20 protein-coding genes are annotated in these 20,016 nt (G+C 73.6%); 9 read left to right on the top strand and 11 right to left on the bottom strand.

The window, feature by feature from the left end; genetic code table 11:
- The first annotated feature begins 85 nt into the window (after positions 1 to 85).
- Positions 86 to 721 carry a uridine kinase gene (locus tag UK12_RS09410; RefSeq protein ID WP_045301715.1) on the top strand — a complete coding sequence of 212 codons (636 nt, stop codon included), beginning with the start codon at positions 86 to 88 and terminating at the stop codon, positions 719 to 721.
- 72 nt (positions 722 to 793) lie between these two features.
- Here the strand turns inward: UK12_RS09410 and UK12_RS09405 are convergent, their stop codons facing one another.
- Positions 794 to 1,603: a DNA-formamidopyrimidine glycosylase family protein gene (locus UK12_RS09405; RefSeq protein ID WP_045301713.1), complete on the bottom strand. Its 810-nt coding sequence runs from the start codon at positions 1,601 to 1,603 to the stop codon at positions 794 to 796.
- A gap of 191 nt (positions 1,604 to 1,794) precedes the next feature.
- On the opposite strand from UK12_RS09405, the gene UK12_RS09400 reads away from it, so the two are divergent.
- Together UK12_RS09400 and UK12_RS09395 are read left to right on the top strand one after the other, a co-directional pair.
- Positions 1,795 to 2,901, top strand: coding sequence for an NAD-dependent epimerase/dehydratase family protein (locus tag UK12_RS09400; protein ID WP_045301711.1), 1,107 nt, complete (start codon positions 1,795 to 1,797; stop codon positions 2,899 to 2,901).
- A gap of 418 nt (positions 2,902 to 3,319) precedes the next feature.
- The gene (locus UK12_RS09395) at positions 3,320 to 3,586 is read left to right on the top strand and encodes a hypothetical protein (RefSeq protein WP_045301709.1); all 267 of its coding nucleotides are present in this window, start codon (positions 3,320 to 3,322) and stop codon (positions 3,584 to 3,586) included.
- 68 nt (positions 3,587 to 3,654) lie between these two features.
- Here UK12_RS09395 and UK12_RS09390 read toward each other — a convergent pair whose 3' ends face one another.
- Positions 3,655 to 5,133: an MFS transporter gene (locus UK12_RS09390; RefSeq protein WP_197084701.1), complete on the bottom strand. Its 1,479-nt coding sequence runs from the start codon at positions 5,131 to 5,133 to the stop codon at positions 3,655 to 3,657.
- Between the two features lie 128 nt (positions 5,134 to 5,261).
- Complete coding sequence (locus tag UK12_RS09385) at positions 5,262 to 6,218, bottom strand: AEC family transporter (RefSeq protein ID WP_045301707.1); 957 nt, start codon at positions 6,216 to 6,218, stop codon at positions 5,262 to 5,264.
- Positions 6,219 to 6,471: 253 nt separating this feature from the next.
- Here UK12_RS09385 and UK12_RS09380 point away from each other — a divergent pair, with 253 nt between their 5' ends.
- Complete coding sequence (locus UK12_RS09380) at positions 6,472 to 7,287, top strand: helical backbone metal receptor (protein ID WP_045301705.1); 816 nt, start codon at positions 6,472 to 6,474, stop codon at positions 7,285 to 7,287.
- A 33-nt stretch (positions 7,288 to 7,320) separates the two neighbouring features.
- On the opposite strand, the gene UK12_RS09375 is transcribed toward UK12_RS09380, so the two are convergent.
- From UK12_RS09375 to UK12_RS09360, 5 genes are all read right to left on the bottom strand, one after another.
- Positions 7,321 to 8,052 carry a tyrosine-protein phosphatase gene (locus tag UK12_RS09375; RefSeq protein ID WP_045301703.1) on the bottom strand — a complete coding sequence of 244 codons (732 nt, stop codon included), beginning with the start codon at positions 8,050 to 8,052 and terminating at the stop codon, positions 7,321 to 7,323.
- 35 nt (positions 8,053 to 8,087) lie between these two features.
- The gene (locus UK12_RS09370) at positions 8,088 to 9,338 is read right to left on the bottom strand and encodes an aminotransferase class I/II-fold pyridoxal phosphate-dependent enzyme (RefSeq protein ID WP_045301701.1); all 1,251 of its coding nucleotides are present in this window, start codon (positions 9,336 to 9,338) and stop codon (positions 8,088 to 8,090) included.
- A complete protein-coding gene (locus tag UK12_RS09365) occupies positions 9,338 to 10,183 on the bottom strand; it encodes an SDR family NAD(P)-dependent oxidoreductase (protein ID WP_045301698.1) in 846 nt (281 codons plus the stop codon). The genes UK12_RS09370 and UK12_RS09365 overlap by 1 nt, the downstream gene beginning before the upstream one ends.
- 513 nt (positions 10,184 to 10,696) lie before the next feature.
- Positions 10,697 to 10,864 (bottom strand): hypothetical protein, encoded by a 168-nt coding sequence (locus UK12_RS39535; protein WP_156178622.1) that lies wholly within the window; start codon positions 10,862 to 10,864, stop codon positions 10,697 to 10,699.
- Positions 10,865 to 10,968: 104 nt separating this feature from the next.
- Complete coding sequence (locus UK12_RS09360; protein ID WP_045301696.1) at positions 10,969 to 11,370, bottom strand: pyridoxamine 5'-phosphate oxidase family protein; 402 nt, start codon at positions 11,368 to 11,370, stop codon at positions 10,969 to 10,971.
- 230 nt (positions 11,371 to 11,600) lie between these two features.
- Here UK12_RS09360 and UK12_RS09355 point away from each other — a divergent pair, with 230 nt between their 5' ends.
- The 3 genes from UK12_RS09355 (at position 11,601) to UK12_RS09345 (ending at position 14,717) form a co-directional block, all read left to right on the top strand.
- Positions 11,601 to 12,995, top strand: a complete 1,395-nt coding sequence (locus UK12_RS09355) for a DUF2252 domain-containing protein (RefSeq protein ID WP_045301694.1) — start codon at positions 11,601 to 11,603, stop codon at positions 12,993 to 12,995.
- Positions 12,996 to 13,275: 280 nt separating this feature from the next.
- Positions 13,276 to 14,484 (top strand): cytochrome P450, encoded by a 1,209-nt coding sequence (locus UK12_RS09350; RefSeq protein WP_045301692.1) that lies wholly within the window; start codon positions 13,276 to 13,278, stop codon positions 14,482 to 14,484.
- Positions 14,481 to 14,717, top strand: a complete 237-nt coding sequence (locus UK12_RS09345; protein WP_231591112.1) for a ferredoxin — start codon at positions 14,481 to 14,483, stop codon at positions 14,715 to 14,717. The genes UK12_RS09350 and UK12_RS09345 overlap by 4 nt, the downstream gene beginning before the upstream one ends.
- Before the next feature lie 57 nt (positions 14,718 to 14,774).
- Here UK12_RS09345 and UK12_RS09340 read toward each other — a convergent pair whose 3' ends face one another.
- From UK12_RS09340 to UK12_RS09330, 3 genes are all read right to left on the bottom strand, one after another.
- On the bottom strand, positions 14,775 to 15,608 hold the full coding sequence (locus tag UK12_RS09340; RefSeq protein WP_045301690.1) for an ATP-grasp domain-containing protein: 834 nt from the start codon (positions 15,606 to 15,608) through the stop codon (positions 14,775 to 14,777).
- Positions 15,605 to 16,489, bottom strand: coding sequence for an ATP-grasp domain-containing protein (locus UK12_RS09335; protein ID WP_045301688.1), 885 nt, complete (start codon positions 16,487 to 16,489; stop codon positions 15,605 to 15,607). Before UK12_RS09335 ends, UK12_RS09340 begins: the two co-directional genes overlap by 4 nt.
- A 186-nt stretch (positions 16,490 to 16,675) precedes the next feature.
- Positions 16,676 to 17,617 (bottom strand): hypothetical protein, encoded by a 942-nt coding sequence (locus UK12_RS09330; RefSeq protein ID WP_045301686.1) that lies wholly within the window; start codon positions 17,615 to 17,617, stop codon positions 16,676 to 16,678.
- A 202-nt stretch (positions 17,618 to 17,819) separates the two neighbouring features.
- On the opposite strand from UK12_RS09330, the gene UK12_RS09325 reads away from it, so the two are divergent.
- Complete coding sequence (locus UK12_RS09325; RefSeq protein WP_156178621.1) at positions 17,820 to 18,533, top strand: AAA family ATPase; 714 nt, start codon at positions 17,820 to 17,822, stop codon at positions 18,531 to 18,533.
- A gap of 249 nt (positions 18,534 to 18,782) precedes the next feature.
- The coding region (locus UK12_RS36435) for a hypothetical protein (protein ID WP_197084700.1) at positions 18,783 to 20,016 on the top strand (1,234 nt) is incomplete at its 3' end.

Genomic DNA, 20,016 nt, shown 5'->3' with positions numbered 1-20,016 from the left:
GGAGCATTGAATGATGATCAGTTGCGTCGCAATATAGCCGAGTTGGCGATCACGAGAGGACCCGTCCGGCCGTGCAGGTGACCCCGTGCAGGTGAGACCGATCTCCCCCGAGCGCCTGGCCGACCTGCTCGCCGACCGGATCGACGCCCTCGCGTCCGGGGCGGCGGGCCGCCGGCTGCGGGTCGCCGTCGACGGGGCTCCGGCCGCCCGCCCCCGCGAACTCGCCGACGCCCTGGTCGAACCGCTCCGGCTGCGCGGACATCCGGTGCTGCGGGTGTCCGCCGCGGACTTCCTGCGCCCGGCCTCGCTGCGCCTGGAGTACGGCCACCAGGACCCGGACGCGTTCCACGACACCTGGCTGGACGACGGCGCACTGCTCCGCGAGGTGCTCGACCCGCTCGAACCGGGCGGGAGCGGACGCGTGCTGCCCTCCCTCCGGGACCCCGCCACCGACCGCGCCACCCGCGCGCCTTACACCGAACTCCCGCCCGGTGGAGTGCTGTTGCTGGACGGCGCACTGCTGCTCGGCCGCTGGCTGCCGTTCGAACTCACGGTGCATCTCGCGCTCACCCCGGGTGCGCTGGCCCGCCGGACTCCCGCCGGGGAGCAGTGGACGCTTCCGGCCTTCGCCCGCTACGAGTCCGAGACCGACCCGTCCGCGCTGGCCGACCTCACGGTGCGCGCCGACGACCCGCGCCACCCGGCCCTGGTGCTGCCCTGAACCGTCCCGGGAGGGCGGCCGTCGGGCAGCGCCTTCGGGTGACCGCGACCACGACTCAGCGCCGGACAGGACTCAGCGCCGGACGGTTGGAGCCGGCCCGTGCTGGCAGCGGGGGCACCAGAAGGCCGGACGGTCACGGCCCTGGCCCTGTGCGTGCGGGGCGGTGCGGATGGCGGTGCCGCAGCGCAGACAGGGGCGGCGGGCGCGGCCGTAGACGAAGTTCCGGCGGTCCGGGCGGGTCTCGCCGGTGGTGGGGTGGCCCGGCCTGAGCTTGTTGGCGTCGAGCAGCTGGTGGGCGCGGGCGAGTATCCGGTCCAGGGTGGGGACGGTGCCCAGCGGGGTCCAGGGAGTGACACCGGCCAGGTAGCAGAGCTCGTTGGCGTAGACGTTGCCGATGCCGGCCAGCTTGCGCTGGTCCAACAGGGCTTCGGCAAGCGGGAGTTCGGGCTGTTCGGTGAGCCGGCACAGCGCCTCGGCAAGGTCCCAGTCCGGTCCGAGCAGATCGGGGCCGAGGTGGCCGACGACGCGCTGTTCGTCGGCGCTGCGCAGCAGTTCGACGACCGGGAGGCGGTAGCCGACGGCGGTGTGCTCCGCCGTCACGAGGACGGCGCGGATCTGGTGGGCGGCCCCGCCGCGCCAGCGCTCGCCGGTCCGGTAGAGCTCCCAGCTGCCGTCCATCCGCAGGTGGGTGTGCAGGGTCAGGTCGCCGTCGAAGCGGGTCAGCAGGTGCTTGCCGCGCGGGGTGACGTCCAGGACCCGGCGACCGGACAGGTCGGCAGTGGCGTGGGCGGGCACCCGGAAGTCCGCGCCGGTCAGCAGCCGGCCGGCGAGGGCCTGGTGCAGGCGGGCGGCGGTTCGGTAGACGGTGTCACCTTCGGGCACGGTTCCATCATGCCGCGCCACGGCCGCTGCCACCCGCACCGTCCGGGGGCCACGGCGCCGCCTGGGGTCCACAGTGTCCGGGGCCACGGCGTCCGAATCCCCGGCTCGACCGTCCCGCAGGAGATTACGAGGTGCTGACGGCCGGCCGGGGCGCGGTCACCCGGGCTCGCCGAGCGGCTAGCTTCACGGGTATGAGGATTCTGGTCACCGGCGGTGCCGGGTTCATCGGGTCGGCGGTGGTGGCGCAGCTGGTCGGGGCCGGCCACACGGTGCGGGTGCTGGACGCGCTGCTGCCCGCCGTGCATCCGGCCGGGCGGGAGCCGGCCCAGGTCGAGGGGGTCGAGTTCGTCCGGGGCGACGTACGGGACCGGGCGGTGGTGGAGCGGACGCTGCTCGGGGTGGACGCGGTCTGCCACCAGGCGGCGATGGTGGGCCTCGGTCTCGACCTGGACGACGCACCCGACTACGTGGGCTGCAACGACCTGGGGACCGCCGTCCTGCTGGCGGCGATGGCGCGGAGCGGGGTACGGAGTCTGGTGCTGGCCGGCTCGATGGTGGTGTACGGCGAGGGGCGCTACCGCTGCGCGCTGCACGGGGAGGTCGCACCGGGTCCGCGCCGGGTGGGCGATCTGGAGGCGGGACAGTTCGAGCCGCCGTGTCCGCTCTGCGGCGAACCGCTGACCCCGGGCCTGGTGGGCGAGGAGGCGCCGACGGATCCCCGCAACGTGTACGCGGCGACCAAGCTGGCGCAGGAGCACCTGGCCGCCGCCTGGGCGCGGGCCTGCGGTGGAAGGGTGCTGACGCTGCGGTACCACAACGTGTACGGCCCCGGGATGCCCCGCGACACACCGTACGCAGGGGTCGCGTCGCTGTTCCGCTCGGCGCTGGCCAGGGGCGAGGCCCCCCGGGTGTTCGAAGACGGCGCGCAGCGGCGCGACTTCGTCCACGCCGCCGATGTCGCCTCGGCCAACCTGGCGGCGCTGGCGGCGGTCGGCGACCGCCCTGCGGGGAGTGCGCGGGTGTTCAACGTCGGCAGCGGAGTGGTGCACACGGTCGGCGAGATGGCCGTGGCGCTGGCTGCGGCCTACGGCGGCCCGCAGCCGGTGGTGACCGGCGAGTACCGGCTGGGCGACGTCCGGCACGTGACGGCGGACTCGACCCGGCTGCGGGACGAACTCGGCTGGCACCCGACGGTCGGATTCTCCGGCGGCATGGCCGAGTTCGCGGCGGCGCCGCTGCGCTCGCGGCACCCCGCCGATCCGCGCTCCGAGCGCTCCGAGCGCTCCGAAGTGACCTGAGGAGTGCGGCGGGAGCGCGACTCGGCACCACAGGCCCGGCGGTCCGCCAAGTACCCGGGTGCGCTCTCGCTCCGGTGATCCCACGACCTCACCGTCGTTCGAGGCGCTGGGCCGGACGGCGGCGGCCGACTACGGCCGGGGGGCGGCGTGCCGGGCTCCGTCCACCAGGGAGTGCGTGGGTTCGGCAAGTGTTCTAGCGTCGTATGAGCGAGGGTGATCGATGCCGGGCCGACCGGGTCCGGGAGAGAGCGCACCCCATCCGCACGGCGGGGCGGCACACCTCCTGCTCGACCCTCGTGGTGCTCGGTCTCCGGTCTCCAGGGACAGCTGCCTTCGGGCGCTCGCTCGGCACCGCCTCCGCGCGCGGTCCGCCGCACCCGGGATCGCGTGACCCGACCGAGAGAGCAGGTGCATCCCCATGCGTCCTTCGGCTCGTATCCCCAGCGTGCTGGCCGGCCTGGCCCTCGCCCTGGGCAGCGTCGTCGTCGCCGCTCCGGCGGCCCACGCCGACCTCAAGTCCTGCCAGGACTACGTCCAGGAACAGGGCACCGAGGTCACGGACGCCGTCCATATGGCGTGTTACCACGGCCTGGTGGGAGATCAGCCGGGCTGCGTCAGCGGACTGACCCAGGCCGGCACGGCGCGCGCCGTCGCGACCGAGGCGTGCCTGCGGGCCCCGCAGTAGCCGGACAGAGCCTCCGCACCGCAACCGCGCTGCGCATCAGTCGACGAGCGGACCGGACTGCCGGCCGATCAGCCGGAGGTGCCCCTGCGCGGTGCCCCGGTCCCGGCGACCGGCCGCAGCCGCGACCCGTCCGCGTCCGGCCCCTCGGTGGTCTCGCCGACGGTGGCGGTCCCTGCTGCCGCTGCGCCGACGGGAGTTGGGGTGCCGTGGGCACCGGGATCCGCGCCCGCCGGCTCGGCCCCTGACGGTGCGCCGGGTTCCGCTGCCGGGAGCATCGCGTCCAGCCGCCGCAGGCAGGAGCGCCGTTGCACGACCGAGAGCCCCGCGACCGCCGCCCCGAGCACCAGCCAACCCACCGGCCCGGCAGCCATCACCGCACCGGTCAGCAGCGGCGGCCCGGCGGACTTCTGTACGGACTGGGACATGCCGGCCACTCCCAGGTAGGAGGCCCGCGCTTGACGAGGTGCGAGTGAGACCGCCAGCTCCCAGGAACTCACCGAACGCGTCAGCTCCGCCGCGGTGACCAGCACGGCCGCGGCGAGCATGGCGACCGAGGCCGTCCAGGCACCGCCTCCGGTGGCGAGGGCCAGGACCGTGCAGCACCCGAGCATCGTCAGCCCGTACAGGACCACGGCCCCCGCGGCCTGGCGCGGCCCCTCGACCTTCGCCGCCACCCGCATCTGCAGGACGACGACGAGCACGGTGTTGACGATCAGGAAGGCCGGGACGACGGCGTGCGGCGCCGCCGTCCGGTTCACCAGCCACAGCGGCAGCCCGACGTTGAGGATCGAGTCGTCCAGGCACATCGGGGTGTCCAGCAGGACGAACAGCAGGTACCTGCGGTCCCGCCACGGACTCGGTGCGGCCGAGTGGTCCGCCGTGGCCGCGCCGCCGGGCCGCGCCGCCGCCCGCCCGTCGCCGCGCGGCTCCCGGGAGCGCCACACCAGCGCCGCGGCCACCAGGAACGACAGCGCGTTGGCCAGGATCAGCGCGCGATAGGCGTCACGCGTCCCCACGGCGAGACCGGCCGCGGCGATCCCCGCGCCGAGTGCGTAGCCGGCGTTCATCGAACTGCGCGACAGCGCCCGGTACGTGGAGCTCCGCTCGCCCGCCACCCGGGTGGCGAAGAGCATCTCCAGCGTCCTGGCCGCCCGGTCGCCCAGGGAGGTGACGGCGACCACGGGCAGCAGCACGTCGAAGCCGGTGCACACAAGCAGCAGGCAGAGGGTTCCGAGGCGCAGCAGGTGACAGCCGATCAGCAGCGAGCGCACCGGGAGGCGGCCGGCCAGGCGGCCCGCCAGCGGTGAGCCGACGATGCCCGCCACCCCGGCCGTACCCAGCAGCAGGCCCAGCTGCCGGGCGTCGAGGCCGGCCACGAAGGTGAAGTAGAGGACCGAGGACGCGGCCCACACTCCCGAACCCGTGCGGTCCAGGAACAGGGCGAGCAGCATGATCCGCGCATCACGCCCGCCTGGCGGACGGCGCAGCTGCGCCACCAGACCGTCTCCGCCCCGCCGGGCCTCCTGGGTGTCCGCGCCGCGCCGCATCGCCGGCCTCCGATCCGCTTGGGAATGTATCTCGACATCAAGAGATTCGGAGGCAGCTTGCCCGAGATAAATCTCGACGTCAAGATACTTGATATCGAGAGGTTACCTGGCCGAATCCCGGGGCGGCGCTAGCGGTGTCCGAGCAGCCAGCCGGCCAGTGAGAGCGTGCCCATCGACAGCAGGGTGGAGAACATCACCGAGTCGCGGGCCAGCGCCGTACTCAGACCGTACTCGCGGGCGTAGATGAACACGTTCTGCGCGGTGGGCAGTGCGGAGCAGACCACCACGGCGAGGAGTTGGTGCTGGGGCAGGTGCAGGACCAGGCTGCCCACGGCGAGTGCGACCAGGGGCTGGACGAGAGTCTTGATCGCGACGGTCAGACCGACCTCGGCCCGTTGGGCGGGGCTGCCGGCCGGCCGCCGGCCGTGCAGCGACATCCCGAGGGTGATCAGCGCGGTCGGCACGCCCGCACCGCCGAGCAGTTCGCAGGAGTGGCCCAGGGTGGGCGGCAGGTGCCACCCGGTGGCGGCGGCGAGGGCGCCGATCGCCGAGGCCAGCACGATCGGGTTGCGCAGCGGCAGCATCAGCAGCCTGGTCGCCCGACCGGTGCGCTCCCCGTCCTCCTCGCTCCGGCCGGTACCGGCATCGAGCAGCGTCAGGACCACCGGCGTGACCACCAGCACCTGGAAGACGAGTACCGGTGCGATGAACGAGGCGTCGCCCAGCACCTGGAGGGCCACCGGGATGCCCAGGTTCGCGGAGTTGACGTACCCGGCCGCCATCCCGGCTATGGTCCGGTCCGCCAGGCTCCGGCCGAACCACCACCGCGCCGCCGCGACCCCGAGCAGCGAGGCCACGGCCGTGCCGGCCACGAAGGCCAGCATGGACGCGTTGGCGAAGCTGTCCAGCGGCGTCCGGGCGATCATCGTGAACAGTGCGGCGGGCATGGCCACATGGAAGACGAACCGGCCGAGGACGGCCTCCGCCTGCGGCCCCAACAGGCCGGTGCGGCCCACCAGGTAGCCGACGGCGGTCATGAACCAGATGGGGACGAACGCGGCGAGCAGAGGGGGCAGGGTGTGCATGGGTCCTCGACTGGTCCTGGTGGTCTGTTCGGTCAGGTCGATCTGTTCGATCGCGCCGGCCGGTGTCCGGGGCTCCGGGATCTCCGGGATCTCCGGGACCTCCGGGGTTTCTCGGTCGCCTCGCAGTCAACCAGGCGCCGTCGGCGGCCCCGCAACCGGCCGCAGCAGCACCGCCCGAGCGGACCTCGGCTGACTTGACGGTCCGTCACAGCGCGGACGGACGGCGAGCCGCTCGGCGGAGTACGGTGACCGCATGAGCGCAGCGTTCCGCACCGAGGCCGACGACCAGGGCACGGCCGTACGGCTCGGGCCGGTACGGCGGGTGGTGTCGCTGGTGCCCTCGCTGACGGAGGCCGTCGCGGCCACCGCGCCGCACCTGCTGGTCGGCGCCACCGACTGGTGCACCCACCCGGCCGGCCTCGCGGTGGAGCGGATCGGCGGCACCAAGAACCCGGACGTGCCACGGATCGTCGCGCTCCGTCCCGACCTGGTGGTGGCCAACGAGGAGGAGAACCGCGCCCCCGACCTGGCGGCACTGCGGTCCGCCGGGGTGCCCGTCTGGGTGACCGAGGTCCGTACGCTGCCGCAGGCCCTCTCCTCGCTGGACCGGCTGCTCACCGTCGCCTGCCGACTGCCACGCCCGGCCTGGCTGGACGAGGCCGGGGCGGCGTGGGAGGCGGTGGACCGCGTACCCGTGTCCGTACGGGCGGTGGTGCCGATCTGGCGACGGCCCTGGATGGTGCTCGGCCGGGACACCTTCGCCGGGGACCTGCTGCACAGGCTCGGTGTGGAGCTCATCCACGCCGGCCACCCGGAGCGCTACCCCGCCATCCCCATCACCGAGTTGCTGGCCGCCGGGCCCCGACTCGCCGTCCTGCCGGACGAACCGTACCGCTTCTCCGCCACGGACGGCCCCGAGTCCTTCCCCGGCATCCCCTGCGCCCTGGTCAGCGGCCGCCACCTCACCTGGTACGGCCCCTCCCTGGCCGAGGCCCCCGCCGTCCTCGCCGCCCAACTGCGGACGGCCCAGCCGCATGCCACCCAAAGGTGCGGGGAGCCCCACGAGTAGCGCTCGGGCGGCTCCCCGCGCCCCTGAGCAGCGCTACCCGTCGAGCAGCCGCTCCCGCAGCAGGGTGCCGAACTCCGGTCCGAGGCCGAGTACTTCGTGGACGTAGCCGCGCACCGACCCGTGCCGCGCGGCCAGCCCTCCGAGGAAGAGCCGCATCAGCTCGGGCGGGGCCTGTCCGTACCCGGGCCAGCGCGGCTCGCGGCCGCCGTGCGCCCCGCGCCAGTCGGCGACCAGCCGCTCGGTGGCGAGCCCGGTCAGCGCGAAGTCGGCGACGACGGTCTCCGCCGGGACACCGAGCAGGTCGAGTACGAGCGCGGCCACGATGCCCGTCCGGTCCTTGCCCGACGCGCAGTGGAAGACCAGCGGAGCGCTGTCGGCGGCGATCACCTCCAGCGCCTGCCGGATCTCCTTGACCCCGTCCTCGGCCACCTCCGCGTAGCGCTCCGCCAGGAAGTGCGCGGTGTCGATCTCGGGGCCGAGCGCCGCCTGGTCGTACGGGCGGTGCTCGATGCTGAGGTTGTGGTAGTCGGTCCCGAGGTCCTCCGGCACCCGGCCCCTGGCCTCGATCTCCCAGGGGTAGCGCAGGTCGATCACGGTATGGATGCCGAGGGCCAGGAAGCGCTCCCGGTCCGGCCCGCCGGTCAACTTGGCCAGCGAGTCGGACCGGTAGAGCCTGCCCCAGCGCACCGTACGGCCGTCCTCGGTGCGGTAGCCGCCGAGGTCACGGAAGTTGTGCAACCGGTCGAAGGCCAGGTTCCTGATCATCACGTCACTCCGGAGTGCGGGTTGCGGGTCCGGCATCAGGACGGCCGCGCCGGCGACCCGGAACCGAGCAGCTTGCCCAGCCGGGCCACGGCTTCGGCCACCGTCGCCTGGTCCTGGGTGTGGCACAGCCGGAACCAGCCCGGGCCGTTCGGATGGAAGATCTCGCCGGGGATGATGCTCACCCTGGCCTGCTCCAGGATGGTCTGCCAGAGCCTGCGTTCACCGTCGTAGCCCGGCTCCGGCAGGTGGGCGCGCAGGTCCAGCCAGAGCGAGCAGCCGGCCTCGGCGGGGATGTGCGGTATGCCCTGCTGCGCCAGCGCCTCGGCAGTGGCCGCGTACGAGGCGGCGAGGCGGCGGCGGTTCTCGGCGAGGTAGTCGGCCGTCCACGCGGGGTCGGCCAGCAGGTCGGCGAGGAAGGCCTGCGTACCGGTGGAGACCGGGGTGAAGTAGGAGAGCGCACGGGCGGCCTCGCGGACCCGGGGGTCCGTCACGTGCAGCACACCGGTCTTGAACCCGGGCAGGCCGAAGTCCTTGGCGAAGCCCCAGATGGTGTGGGTCCGGCCCGCCCTGGCCCGGCCGACCGCCGGGTCGCGCAGGCTGGTGAACGGGGTCGGGCCGAACACCGAGTGCGAGTAGAGCTCGTCGCCGACCAGGTCGAGATCGTGGGCCGCCGCGACCTCGGTGAGTTCGCGCAGCTGCTCGGCGCTGTGCACCTGGCCGAGCGGGTTGGACGGCGAGGCCAGCACCACGGCCCGGACGGTGACGCCCTGTCGGCCCAGCTCGCGGACCGTACGGTCGACCGCCCCGGCGGACAGCGCGAAGCCGTCGGACTCGTCCATCGGCGCGGGCACCACCTGCGCGCCGGACCGGCCGCCGAGGTCGGTGTCGAAGGCCGCGTAGTAGGGGGCGGGGACGACGATCGCTTCGCCGGGGTCGCACAGGATGGTGGCGATGATGTCCAGGGCGGCCGTGGCACCGCTGACCACCACCAGGTTCTCGGGGTCGACCTGGGAGTGGCCGGTGCGGGTGAGGAGCTCGGCGATCCGCTCGCGCAGCACGGGGCTGCCGTGGAGTTCGGCGTAGCGGGTGTCGTCCTCGGTCAGCGCGCCCGGCCGGGCGAGGCGGTCCGCGAGCAGGTCGCCGACCAGGCGGTTCTCGGCGGTGCCCAGGTTGAGGTAGCCGTCCGGGCGCAGCTCGGGGTGGTAGGGCCGGGCCTCGGCGCGGAAGTGGGCCTCGGCGATGGCCGGTGAGGCCGCGGTGAGGGCGGCGGCGGTCCGTGACACCATCAGTGGCTCCCGGGGTTCGACTCGGCCGGCTGTGCGGCGGATCCGGTGCCGGCCGTGCTCGCGGCTCCCGTGATCAGTCCCGGGTGGACGCCCAGCCCCATCGAGGCGTCGATCACGGCGCCGTGCAGCAGGGCGGAGTGCGGCCCGGCCAGCCAGTGGACCAGTTCGGCGACCTCGTCGGGTTCGATGAGCCGTCCGCGCGGCAGGCGGGCGAGCAGTCCGGCGCGTTCGTCGGTCGAGAGGCCGGTGAGGGTGCTGGCCTCGAACATGCCGGTCGCGGTGGCGCCGGGGCAGACGGCGAAGATGTCGACGTTCTCGTGGGCGAGTTCGGCGGCCAGCTGCCGGGTGAGGTGGCCGACGGCGGCCTTGCTCATGCCGTCGGCGAGCCGGAAGCCGGGGAACTGGGAGACTCCCCCGCCGACGCTGGACACGTTGACGATCTTGCCGAAGCCGCGCTCCCGCATCCCGGGCAGCAGTTGCTGGATCAGCCAGAGCGGCCCGACCGCGTTGATCCGCAGCAGCGCGGCGTCCTGCTCGTGCTCGGGCCCGTCGACATAGTGCCGGACGGTGGCGGAGCCGACTCCGGCGTTGTTGACCAGGATGTCGACCGGGCCGGGGAGTTCGCCCACCAGGCGCTCGTGGTCCGCCCACTCGCCCTGGCGGAAGGGGAAGGCCCGGGCGGCCCCGGGCCGCCTCCGGTTCAGCTCCTCGGCGAGGGCGGCGGCCCGCTCCCGGCCCGAGTGGTAGGTGAACCAGACCCGGTCGCCGCCGGCGGCGAACCGTTCCACACACGCGCGTCCGATGCCGGCCGAGCCGCCGGTGATCAGGACGTTCCGCTGTTCCATGTGCCCCCTCGGGCTCGGCCGCCGTCCGCGCGGGTGTCGCACGCGGCAGGATCCAGCCGCCCTCGTGGGGCGGCTCGGTCAAGGACCGGCTTGATCATCGCACCGGCACGAGCATAACGACAGACCCCCCGGAAAATCAGGCGGCGCCGGGAGGACCCGCTGCCGGTTTCCGGGCACATGAATCCGGACCCGGCTCAACCTCGACGCCTTCGTGGAGCAGGTACTCCAACTCGGCTGAGAGCCGGACCCGTTGTGGCACCACCGGCCCCGGCAGGCCCCGGCCGGCGGAAAATCGGAGGCCGACCGGCCCGGGGCTCGGATAGGCTCTCCTCGTCCAGGTGCGAAGGGGACGGTTACTTCCCTTCTGGTGGACGTGGTCCGGGTTCGAATCCCGGCCGCCCGGCCCCGTGCCGGCGGTGGTGTAACGGCAGCACGCGTAATGGCACCGTCTCCGAACCAGATCTCTGGACAACCGGCTTCACAGCCCGCACCTCCCGGTGCGCAGGACGTCGGCTACCGCCCCGCCGGGGCGGTAGCCCCGCCGCCCGCAAGGGCTTCTCGGTCCGCCTCCAGTGAACTGACCAGCCTGCTCAGCAGCGTACGGAAGTTCTCGGTGTCCCCGGCGTCGGCGTGGTCGGCGTGGACGTGATCGGCAGGGTGGGCAAGGTCGTTGGACGGCATTCGGCGGGCATCTCCTCGCGGCTGCGGCTGACGGACCTCGTCATCCTCGCCCTCGGCCCTCAACAGCCGATAAACGATCGCTGAGCGCCCGCCGCCCGCGCGGCTCAGGCCCGCCCGAGGACCCGGTCCACCGTGATCTCGATGACCACACGCTCCGGGTTCTCCCTCGGCTGCCGGTAGCGCTCGGCGTAGCGGCGCACCGCGTCGGCGACCTGCTCCGGCTCCTCACGCACCACGGCTATGCCCTCCAGCGTGCACCAGCGCGCCCGGTCCACCTGGCAGACCGCGACCCGCAGCCCCTCCGGGCCGGCGGCGAGCACATTGCGGACCTTGCGGCTGTTCCGGCCGCTGATCACCCGCGCCGTACCGGTCTCCGGGTCGAGGGTCGCGCCGACCGGGACGACGTGCGGGGTGCCGTCCGGTCGCAGGGTGGTCAGGGTGCACAGGTGGTACTCGCGCCAGAAGTCGAGCAGGTTCTCGTCCAACGCACGGGGGTCATGAGGCATACCGGCATGCTACGACCCCCACCCGACCGCCCGCGCCCCCTCCGCACACCCCGCTCCCCCGGATCCTCCCTCCCCTGCCCTCCCCACCCGCCGGCCCCTCTCCTCCCCGCCCACCGGGCCCAACAGGTAGCGTTTCCACCAGGAGCAACGCCGACTGATGGCATGTGACGGAACGGAGTCCGGCAGTGGTGGGGTTGGTCGAGCCGAGAACGGGGACCGAGGGACAGGCGGTGCGCGAGGGGTCCAGGACCTTCGCGGTGGCGGGCTTCGCACCCTGGCCGCCGCCGGGCGGGGAGAAACGGCGCGGACGGCAGTTGCGCGAGCAGGTCCCCCGCGAATCGCATGCGCGGTTGACCCTGACCGAGGACCGCCCGAGCGTGGTGCAGGCCGTCGAGGACGCCAACGCCGGACGGCTGCCGCGCCTGGTACCGATCAGGGTCGGCCGGATGGCCGCCTCGCCGTTCGCCTTCCTGCGCGGCTCGGCCGGCCTGATGGCCTGCGACCTGGCCGCCGGACCGACGAGCGGGATCACGGCGCAGCTGTGCGGCGACGCGCACGCGGCCAACTTCGGCCTGTACGGCGACGCCAGGGGCCGGCTGGTGACGGACATCAACGACTTCGACGAGACCGTGCCGGGCCCCTGGGAGTGGGACGTCAAGCGGCTGGCGGCAAGTCTGGTCCTGGCGGGCCGCCAGGCCGGTGCCGGCGAGGACGTCTGCCGCAAGGCCGCCTTCGACGCGGTCCGCTCGTACCGGCGGACGATGCGCCTGCTGGCAGGGCTCCCCGCGCAGGACGCCTGGAACGCCGTCGCCGACGATCACCTGGTGTCCTTCGCCGACGCCCACGAACTGGCCGACGTGCTGGGCGGGGTGAGCGCGAAGGCGCTGCGCAACACCAGCGCCAAGTTCGCCGCCAAGTCCACCGTCCGGGGCCGGGACGGCCAGTGGAGGTTCATCGCCGCGCCGCCCGTCCTCAGCGAAATGACGGATCGTCAGGCCGGTGCGGTGGCCGACTCGCTCGCGGGATACCTGGAGACGGTCCCGGTCGAGCTGCACCCACTGCTGGCCCGCTACAGCGTGCACGACGTGGCGTTCCGCGTGGTCGGCACCGGCAGCGTCGGCACCCGTTCGTACGTCGTGCTGCTGCTGGACCGGCGCTCGGAGCCGCTGGTGCTCCAGGTCAAGGAGGCCCGGCCGTCCGCCCTGCTGCCGCACCTGGCCCGGGCGGGGTACCCGGCACCTGCGGCGACGCACGAGGGGCGCCGGGTGGTGCTCGGCCAGAAGCGGATGCAGGTGGTCAGCGACGTCCTGATGGGCTGGACCACGGTCGACGGACTCCCTTACCAGGTACGGCAGTTCCGCAACCGCAAGGGCAGCGTCGACCCGGCGGCCCTGCTGCCGGAGCAGCTGGACGACTACGGCCGGCTGACCGGCGCGCTGCTCGCGCGGGCCCACGCGCACACCGCCGCCGCGGCCGTGATCGCCGGGTACTGCGGCAAGGGCGAGGCCCTGGACGAGGCCATGGCCGCGTTCGCGGTGGCGTACGCGGACCAGAGCGAGGCCGACCACGCCGCACTGCTCGCCGCCGTACGCTCCGGCCGCCTCCCGGCCGAGACCGGCGTCTGACCGGACGTCACCGATCCGTGGGGCCGAACGTCACCGATCCGTGGGACCGGCCATCACCGATCCACAGGACCGGTCGTCACCGATCCGGGAGACCCGCTGCCGAACAATGCGCCGACAGCATCGAACAGTTGGTCCCCCGGGTCGCCCGATCGATCCCGGATGGCTGACATTCGGTGATCCATTGGCCGGTTCACACTCTTCCTGCCGGGGACTTGGCGAGTTACCGTCGGTAACGGCGCGCCGACGCGGCGTGCCCTCCCCCGACCGCGAGGAGGCCGGAATGACTGTCGAGCACGGTGAGACGTCATCCGCTCAACCGCTGATCCCGCTGCACTGCCTGCGCCACGCGGAGCCCGGCCCGCCCAGGCTCACCGCACTGCCCAACGGCACACCGGTCTGGCTGGCGACCCGGCATGCGGATGTCCGGCAGGTGCTCACCGATCCGCGCCTGGACCGCGCCACGCTGTTCGCACCGGACGCGCCGCCGACCTCGACCGGCCCGAACCTCCTGGACGACCCGGAGGGCCTGCTGAACATCGACGGCCCCGAGCACCAGCGGCTGCGCCGCACCGTCCAACGCGCCTTCACCCCAAGGGCGATCGCCCGCTGGCGGCCATGGGTGGAAACGGTGATCGAGGAGCTGATCGACGACCTGGAGGCTGCCGGCTCACCGGTCGACGTGGTCGCCGGACTCACCCGCTCGCTGCCGATCGCGGTGATCAGCCGGCTGATGGACCTGGACGGCGTCGACCTCCAGCGCCTCGGCCACTGGAGCGACCACGCACTGTCCACCTCCGCCTACCCGGCTGAGCAGGTCCGGCAGGCGATGCGGGAGTTCTACGCCTTCTCGGAGCAGCTCATCGCCGACCGCCGGAAGAATCCCGGCGACGACCTGGTCAGCAGCCTGCTCCTGGCGGCGGCCGAGACCGAGGGGGTCACCGAGGGTCAACTCACCGCCATGGTCTGCGGACTGGTGGTGGCGGGGCACGAGACCACGATGACCTCGTTCGGCAACGCCCTGGTCCAGCTGCTCTCCGAGGCCCCGGAGGCGTGGGCCCGGATCGCGGTGGACCTGGCCGACGCGACCGCAGCCTCAGAGCAGATCCTGCGCGCCATACCGCTCAGCGACGCCACCGCTCTGCCCGGACTGCTGCGCCGGGCGGTGGCCGACCTGGAGATCGGCGGGGTGGCCATCGCGGCCGGGAGCGTGGTGGCCGCGGACATCAGGACGGCCAACCACGACCCCGAGGTCTATCCGGCCATCGGCCCGCTCGACCACTTCGCGCCGCTCGGCACCCCCAGCCTCACCTTCGGCGCCGGGCCGCACCACTGCCTCGGTGCCTGGCTGGCCCGGATGGAACTGGAGTTGGGCCTGCACCGCCTGGCCAACCGGCTGCCCGGCCTGCGCCTGGCCGGCCCCCTTGAGGAGATCTCCTGGCGGGAGGGCCTGCTGACCCGCAGCCCGGCGTCGCTGCTGGTGGCCTGGTGAGCGCCGCAGGGCAGGAACTGGTCGTCCGGGTGGACCGCACCCGCTGCGTGGGGACCGGCGCCTGCACCTGGACCGCTCCCGAGGACCTCGAACTGGGACCGGACGGCCGGGCCAGGCCGCTGCGGCCGGTGTCGGACGACCGCCCGGGGCTGACCGAGGCCGCGGAGATGTGCCCGGTGGAGGCCATCACGGTGCTCTCCGCCGCCAGCGGCGAAGTGGTGGCCCCGCTGTAGCAGGTGTGCGCAGCGCCCTTCGGTGCCGCTGCCGGGCACCGGCTCGCAGCGGCGCCGTCACACGGCCCCGCAGGCTGCCGCCCGGTCGATCCGGCTCGGCCGGCGGCGCCCGGATCCCACCGCAACGGCCAGCGCCGCCAGGGCCGTTGGCGCACCGCGCTGCCCCCGGATCCCCGGGAAGGCGTTCACGTCCACGATCAGCGGCGCACCCCCGACGTCCAGGATGTCCACCCCGTACACGTCCAGCCCGAACACCGCGCCGACCTTGATCGCCAACTCCGCCCACCCCTGCGGGAGTTCGCCGACGGCACGGGAAGGCTGCCGCTCGCCGTCGGCGAGTTCGGAGTGGCGCAGCTCGGCGAAGACCTCGCCCGCGACCACCCAGAGTTTGTGGTCCCAGCCCGAGCCCGGCGCCAGGTCCTGGACCACCACCGGCTCGCCCGGCCACCGGTCGGCGAGTTCACGCAGCCGCCGGTCGTCCGCGACCCGGGCGACCAGGTCGCCCCGGCGGCTCAGCCGGCTCTTCACCACGAGCGGGTGCCGCACCGGGCCGCGGGCGGCCAGGGTGTCGAGGTCGGGCAGCCCGGTGGTGGCGGCGAACGGCAGTCCGGCCTGCTCGGCGAGGTCGGCCATCCGCACCCGGTCCTGGCAGAACCCGGTTGAGGCGGCCGAGTTGACGACCGGTGCGCCGTTGCCCTCCAGCTGCTCGGCGAGCGCGAGTGCCGCCGGAGTGCGGGCCTTGAGCAGGTACACGTCGGCGAGCGACGCCGGTCCGGGCGGCGGACCGCCGGGGGCGAGGTGCTCGACGCGATGTCCGGCCGCGGTGAGCAGGGCCGTGGTGTCCGCCAGCAGCGGGTGGCCGGGGGCCGCGGTCAGCAGACCGATCCTCATACGGCGGCCACCTGTTCGGGGATCCGGACACCGGCCGCTCGCGGCGACGGCCAGGAGGAGCCGTTCCGCGCCAGCCGCAGGATCGCCCGCGAGACCCTGGCCACGGCGTCCGGCACCTGGCGGAAGCTCGGGAAGTCGTTGACGTCCACCACCACGGGCCCGTCGGGACCGAGCAGGATGTCGACGCCGTACAGGTCCAGGCCGTAGACCTCGCCGACGGCCGTGGCGATGGCGGCGACCTCGGCGGCGAGCGCCACCGGCCGCTCCCGCACCGGCCCGCCGTCCCCGGCCAGCGGCGAGGTGCGCTCGGTGCCGAAGAGTTCACCGGCGGCGCAGTACACCTTGAGGTCCACGCCCGCGTTCGGCACGTACGGCTGCGCGAGCAGCAGGCCCTCGCCCTCGGGGCGCTCCCCCAGCGCCGCCAGTGCCGCCAGCTCCTCGGGGCGGTCGACCCGGTGGACGGCCCGGCCGGAGCTGCCGTCGGCGGGCTTGACCACCAACGGGTAGCGGTCCGCCGGTATTCGGGCCAGGTCCTCGGGCCTGGCCGCCGCCCAGGTCGCCGGGACGGGCAGGCCGGCGACCTCCGCGAGAACGGCCGCCTGTGCCTTGTCGCGGACCCCCCGGATCGCACGGGCGTCGTTGATGGTGGTCAGTCCGACGGTGGCGGCGGCTTCCAGCAGCCCGAGGCCGGGGCCTCCGGAGACGGTCTTGAGCACCCAGGCGTCGTGGTCGCCGCCCCGGATCAGCTCGCCGAGGTCGAGCAGCGAACTGCCGGGCCGCAGGACGTCCACCCGGTGGCCCCACGCCCTCAGTTGGCGCACGACGTCGAGCGGCATACCGTCGTTGCGGTACTGCTCCTCCACCAGGAAGCAGAATCTCATCCGTACTACCCCTGTCCCCCCACATTTCACCGGTCGGCCAGGCTCGACCGGCCATAGCGCCCCAGGATGCCATGAATTGCCCGGGCAAGATCACTCAGGTGGTAATGAAACGGCAACAAGCGCGCCACAGATGGATTTAGACCGACCGACCAATGGGGGACGTGTCGGGGGGCGGGCCGGGCGACGCTAGCCGGGCGAGGAGGCCGGGTCGGCTCGCTGTGACGGTCGACTGACGCCGTCGCCGGAACTGCCGGAGTGGTCGTCGTACTGACGTTTCGCCAGCCGCCGCTGCGCGCCGGGTCCGAGCGCGAGACCGAAGCCGAAGCGCTCGACAGTCTGCCGGATCTGATCCAGCGGGAGTGAGCCGTGCCGCTGGAGCACCAGGCGCGGCCGCCCGTGCTCGTCGACACCGTCGGTCCGGTGGAAGGCCAGGACCGAGGTGGACATCGGCTCGTGCAGCGGATGGTTGCGCCGTGCGGCCTCCTCGTCGGCGTGCTCCAGCACCCGCACGCCGGCCTCCCGGCCGAACTCGGCCCGCAGGGCCGACGCCCGCCAGTGCGCGGGCTCCTCGGCCGCGCCGGTGGCGAACCGGGAGCGGTTGGCCGAGGTGATGAACAGCAGGTCACCCCGGCTGCCGGAGACGGCCTGGGAGAGGAAGTCGTTCGACGGGCAGGAGTAGCCGGGGGCGATCACCTGGACGGTGCGCCCGTCCTCCGAGTCCGCCGTCAGATGGCTCGGCAGATCGTCGGGCGCGGGCCCCTGGAAGCCGAACGGGCCCAGTGTGAACAGTGCGTCGATCAGCGCGGTCACCTCCCGGTGGCCGATTCCGGCGGGCAGCCGCGCCCAGTCGAAGAGCAGCGGGATCCGGGCCGGGGCGGTGGTCACGCTGCCGGTCCGGCCCGGCGGCCGGCCCTTCATCAGGTTGACCCGCCGGACCACGGCCGCCTCCGGACGGGCGGTCAGCGCATAGAAGTTCCCGAAGCCGTGCGCCACCGCCAGCCCCGCGACCAGCGCTCCGGCCGCCCAGCGGACATCCTCGGCCCGGCCCAGCACGGCTCGCCTTCCGCTGCCGAAGCCACCGCCGCCGACGCCCTCACCGCCGGCGCAGCCACACTCGCTCGCGACCATCCAAGACCTCCGCACACCCGGATTCCCGCAGGCATCAACGCGACGGGGAGTCAAAACGTCACAGGACCGTCCCGAATCCTCCCTGACCCGGTCCCAGCCGTCTTCCGCACCGCGGCACTGTCGGACCCCGGGATTACCATTCCTTGGTGAATCCTTGGGCAGCCGAGGATTGAGGAGAAATCCGGGAGATTGAGGAGGGGCAGTGCGAAAAACCGTCGGATCCAGCCCCACCCGGCCCGTCGCCGCGAGCACCGGCGCCTGGCCCATACCGAGGCAGTCCCGCGTCGCCGACCGGCCGTTCGTCCTGCACCCGCACGGCCTGCACGACCTCCGGCGCGGCTCGGCCGCCACCGGCCCGGCCGTGCTGAGCTACCCGTCCGGCGATCTGGTGGTGGTCACCGGCCTTCCCGGCAGCGGGAAGAGCACCCTGATGCGGCGGTGCGCCCGAGCACCGATCGTCGACTCCCAACTGAGCCGCGAGCACTACGCCCGGCTGCTCCCGCCCGGCCTGCCCTACGCCGTGTACCGCCCGCTGGTCCGGCTGCGCCACTACCGGCGGCTGTACCGGGCGCTGCTGGCCGGCGGCCCGCTGGTCGTGCACGACTGCGGCACCCTCCCCTGGGTGCGCAACTGGCTGGCCCGGACGGCACTGAGCCAGGGCCGCCGGCTGCATCTCGTCCTGCTCGACAGCACCCCGGCCGAGGCCAGGCAGGGCCAGCAGGCCCGGGGCCGCCAGGTCTCCGCGTACGCCTTCGCCCGGCACCGCGGCAGCACCGCCCGGCTGCGCGCCGAGTTGGCCGACGGCTCGGGCGCCGCCGCGGGCTGCGCCTCCACGGTGCTGCTCGACCGTGCGGCGGCACGCGATCTGCGCAAGATCGAGTTCGCGGCGGGCACTCCCGGGCGCCCCGGCGGCTGACCCGGCCCGGCGCGCCGGGCCGAGGCCGCTTCGGGTTCGTTCGTTCGGGTTACTGCCGGGAGCGAATCCACCGTCGGACGGCGCGCCGGACGGGGGACTCGGCCGGGCCCTCCGATCATCGGGAGTCCGATCGGGGGTCAGCGGCCGGTGGTTCGAGCCCCGTCCGGTGGAGGTCAGGCAGTCGGCCCGGCGTTGGCGTGCACGACCTCGCACGGGCCTCCGTCGCCACCGCCACTGGAGACCCCTCCCATGCGCAAGCCGATGACCCGCAAACCCTCTGCCCTGTCGGTCGCCGTCGCCATCGCCCTCTGCCTCGATGTAGGCGCGTCCAGCGTCTCGTACGCCGCCACCGGGCGGGCCGCCGCCGACTTACCGTCGGCCTCCAGGTCCGCCTCCTCCCCCCGGCCCGCCGGGCCCGGCATCCGGACGCCTTCGGGCAGGCTCACCCCGTTCACGCCGACGGTCCCCAACCCCGACACCGCGACGGCCGAGGAACTCGCCGCGGGCGCCGCCGCCGCAGGCTTCCCCGCCGGTCCGGTCACCGACCCGCTGGGGCAGGCCGGTCAGCCGATCTCCCGCGCCGACGTGATCGCCAGGGCGCAGAGCTGGGTGGCGGAGAACGTCCCGTACAGCCAGAGCGTGTACTACACGGACGGCAACGGCACCTACCGGACCGACTGCTCCGGCTTCATCTCCATGGCCTGGAACCTGCCGTCGAGCGGCGCCGACAACTGGGGCGCGACGACCTGGACGCTGCCCGACTTCGCCACCCGGCTCGGCAGCCTGGACGAGCTCCAGGCCGGCGACATGATCGACAAGACGGACCAGCACGTCGTACTGTTCAAGCAGTGGGCGGACGCGGCGCACTCGGCCGCCGTGGTGCTGGAGTTGGCCCGCCCGGGGACGAAGGCCCGGCAGTCGACCTACACCCGCGCCTACCTGAACGCGAACGACTTCCTGCCCTTCCGGTACGACCGGATCCTCGACGCGCCCACGCCGCCGGCCCCGCCGCCCGCCGCGCCGCACGGCTCGCTGTGGGAGCGGGTGCGCTCGGCGAGCGGCGTCTGGCAGCCGCACGCGAGAATCATCGACAGCAACCGCGGCCTCACCGCCGCCGCGGCCGCCACGCTCCCCGACGACAGCCTCCATGCCGTCACGCTGACCGGCGGCACCGTCTGGGACCGGATCCGCAGCTCGGACGGCAGCTGGCAGGCCCACGCACGCAACATCGACAACAACGGCGCCATCACAGCCATCACCACCACCGCACTCCCCGACGGCACCCTCCACATCCTCACCCTCACCAACGGCACCGTCTGGGACCGCACCCGCAGCTCCGACGGCACCTGGCAGGCCCACGCACGCAACATCGACAACAACGGCGCCATCACAGCCATCACCACCACCGCACTCCCCGACGGCACCCTCCACGCCCTCACCCTCACCAACGGCACCGTCTGGGACCGCACCCGCAGCTCCGACG

The organism is Saccharothrix sp. ST-888 (genome assembly GCF_000955975.1).
Lineage (GTDB): Bacteria > Actinomycetota > Actinomycetes > Streptomycetales > Streptomycetaceae > Kitasatospora.
Note: the sequence above shows the minus strand (reverse complement) of the source record. Positions and strands in the feature narration are given on the sequence as shown.

Bases quoted from the DNA above. Each gene is read 5' to 3' on its own strand.
- UK12_RS09335 (WP_045301688.1), bottom strand. From the start codon at position 16,489: ATGAGATTCTGCTTCCTGGTGGAGGAGCAGTACCGCAACGACGGTATG.
- UK12_RS09390 (WP_197084701.1), bottom strand. From the start codon at position 5,133: ATGCGGCGCGGCGCGGACACCCAGGAGGCCCGGCGGGGCGGAGACGGT.
- UK12_RS09360 (WP_045301696.1), bottom strand. From the start codon at position 11,370: ATGCCTCATGACCCCCGTGCGTTGGACGAGAACCTGCTCGACTTCTGG.
- UK12_RS09350 (WP_045301692.1), top strand. From the start codon at position 13,276: ATGACTGTCGAGCACGGTGAGACGTCATCCGCTCAACCGCTGATCCCG.
- UK12_RS09340 (WP_045301690.1), bottom strand. From the start codon at position 15,608: ATGAGGATCGGTCTGCTGACCGCGGCCCCCGGCCACCCGCTGCTGGCG.
- UK12_RS09400 (WP_045301711.1), top strand. From the start codon at position 1,795: ATGAGGATTCTGGTCACCGGCGGTGCCGGGTTCATCGGGTCGGCGGTG.
- UK12_RS09365 (WP_045301698.1), bottom strand. From the start codon at position 10,183: ATGGAACAGCGGAACGTCCTGATCACCGGCGGCTCGGCCGGCATCGGA.
- UK12_RS09395 (WP_045301709.1), top strand. From the start codon at position 3,320: ATGCGTCCTTCGGCTCGTATCCCCAGCGTGCTGGCCGGCCTGGCCCTC.
- UK12_RS09375 (WP_045301703.1), bottom strand. From the start codon at position 8,052: ATGATCAGGAACCTGGCCTTCGACCGGTTGCACAACTTCCGTGACCTC.
- UK12_RS09370 (WP_045301701.1), bottom strand. From the start codon at position 9,338: ATGGTGTCACGGACCGCCGCCGCCCTCACCGCGGCCTCACCGGCCATC.
- UK12_RS09330 (WP_045301686.1), bottom strand. From the start codon at position 17,617: ATGGTCGCGAGCGAGTGTGGCTGCGCCGGCGGTGAGGGCGTCGGCGGC.
- UK12_RS09380 (WP_045301705.1), top strand. From the start codon at position 6,472: ATGAGCGCAGCGTTCCGCACCGAGGCCGACGACCAGGGCACGGCCGTA.
- UK12_RS39535 (WP_156178622.1), bottom strand. From the start codon at position 10,864: ATGCCGTCCAACGACCTTGCCCACCCTGCCGATCACGTCCACGCCGAC.
- UK12_RS09385 (WP_045301707.1), bottom strand. From the start codon at position 6,218: ATGCACACCCTGCCCCCTCTGCTCGCCGCGTTCGTCCCCATCTGGTTC.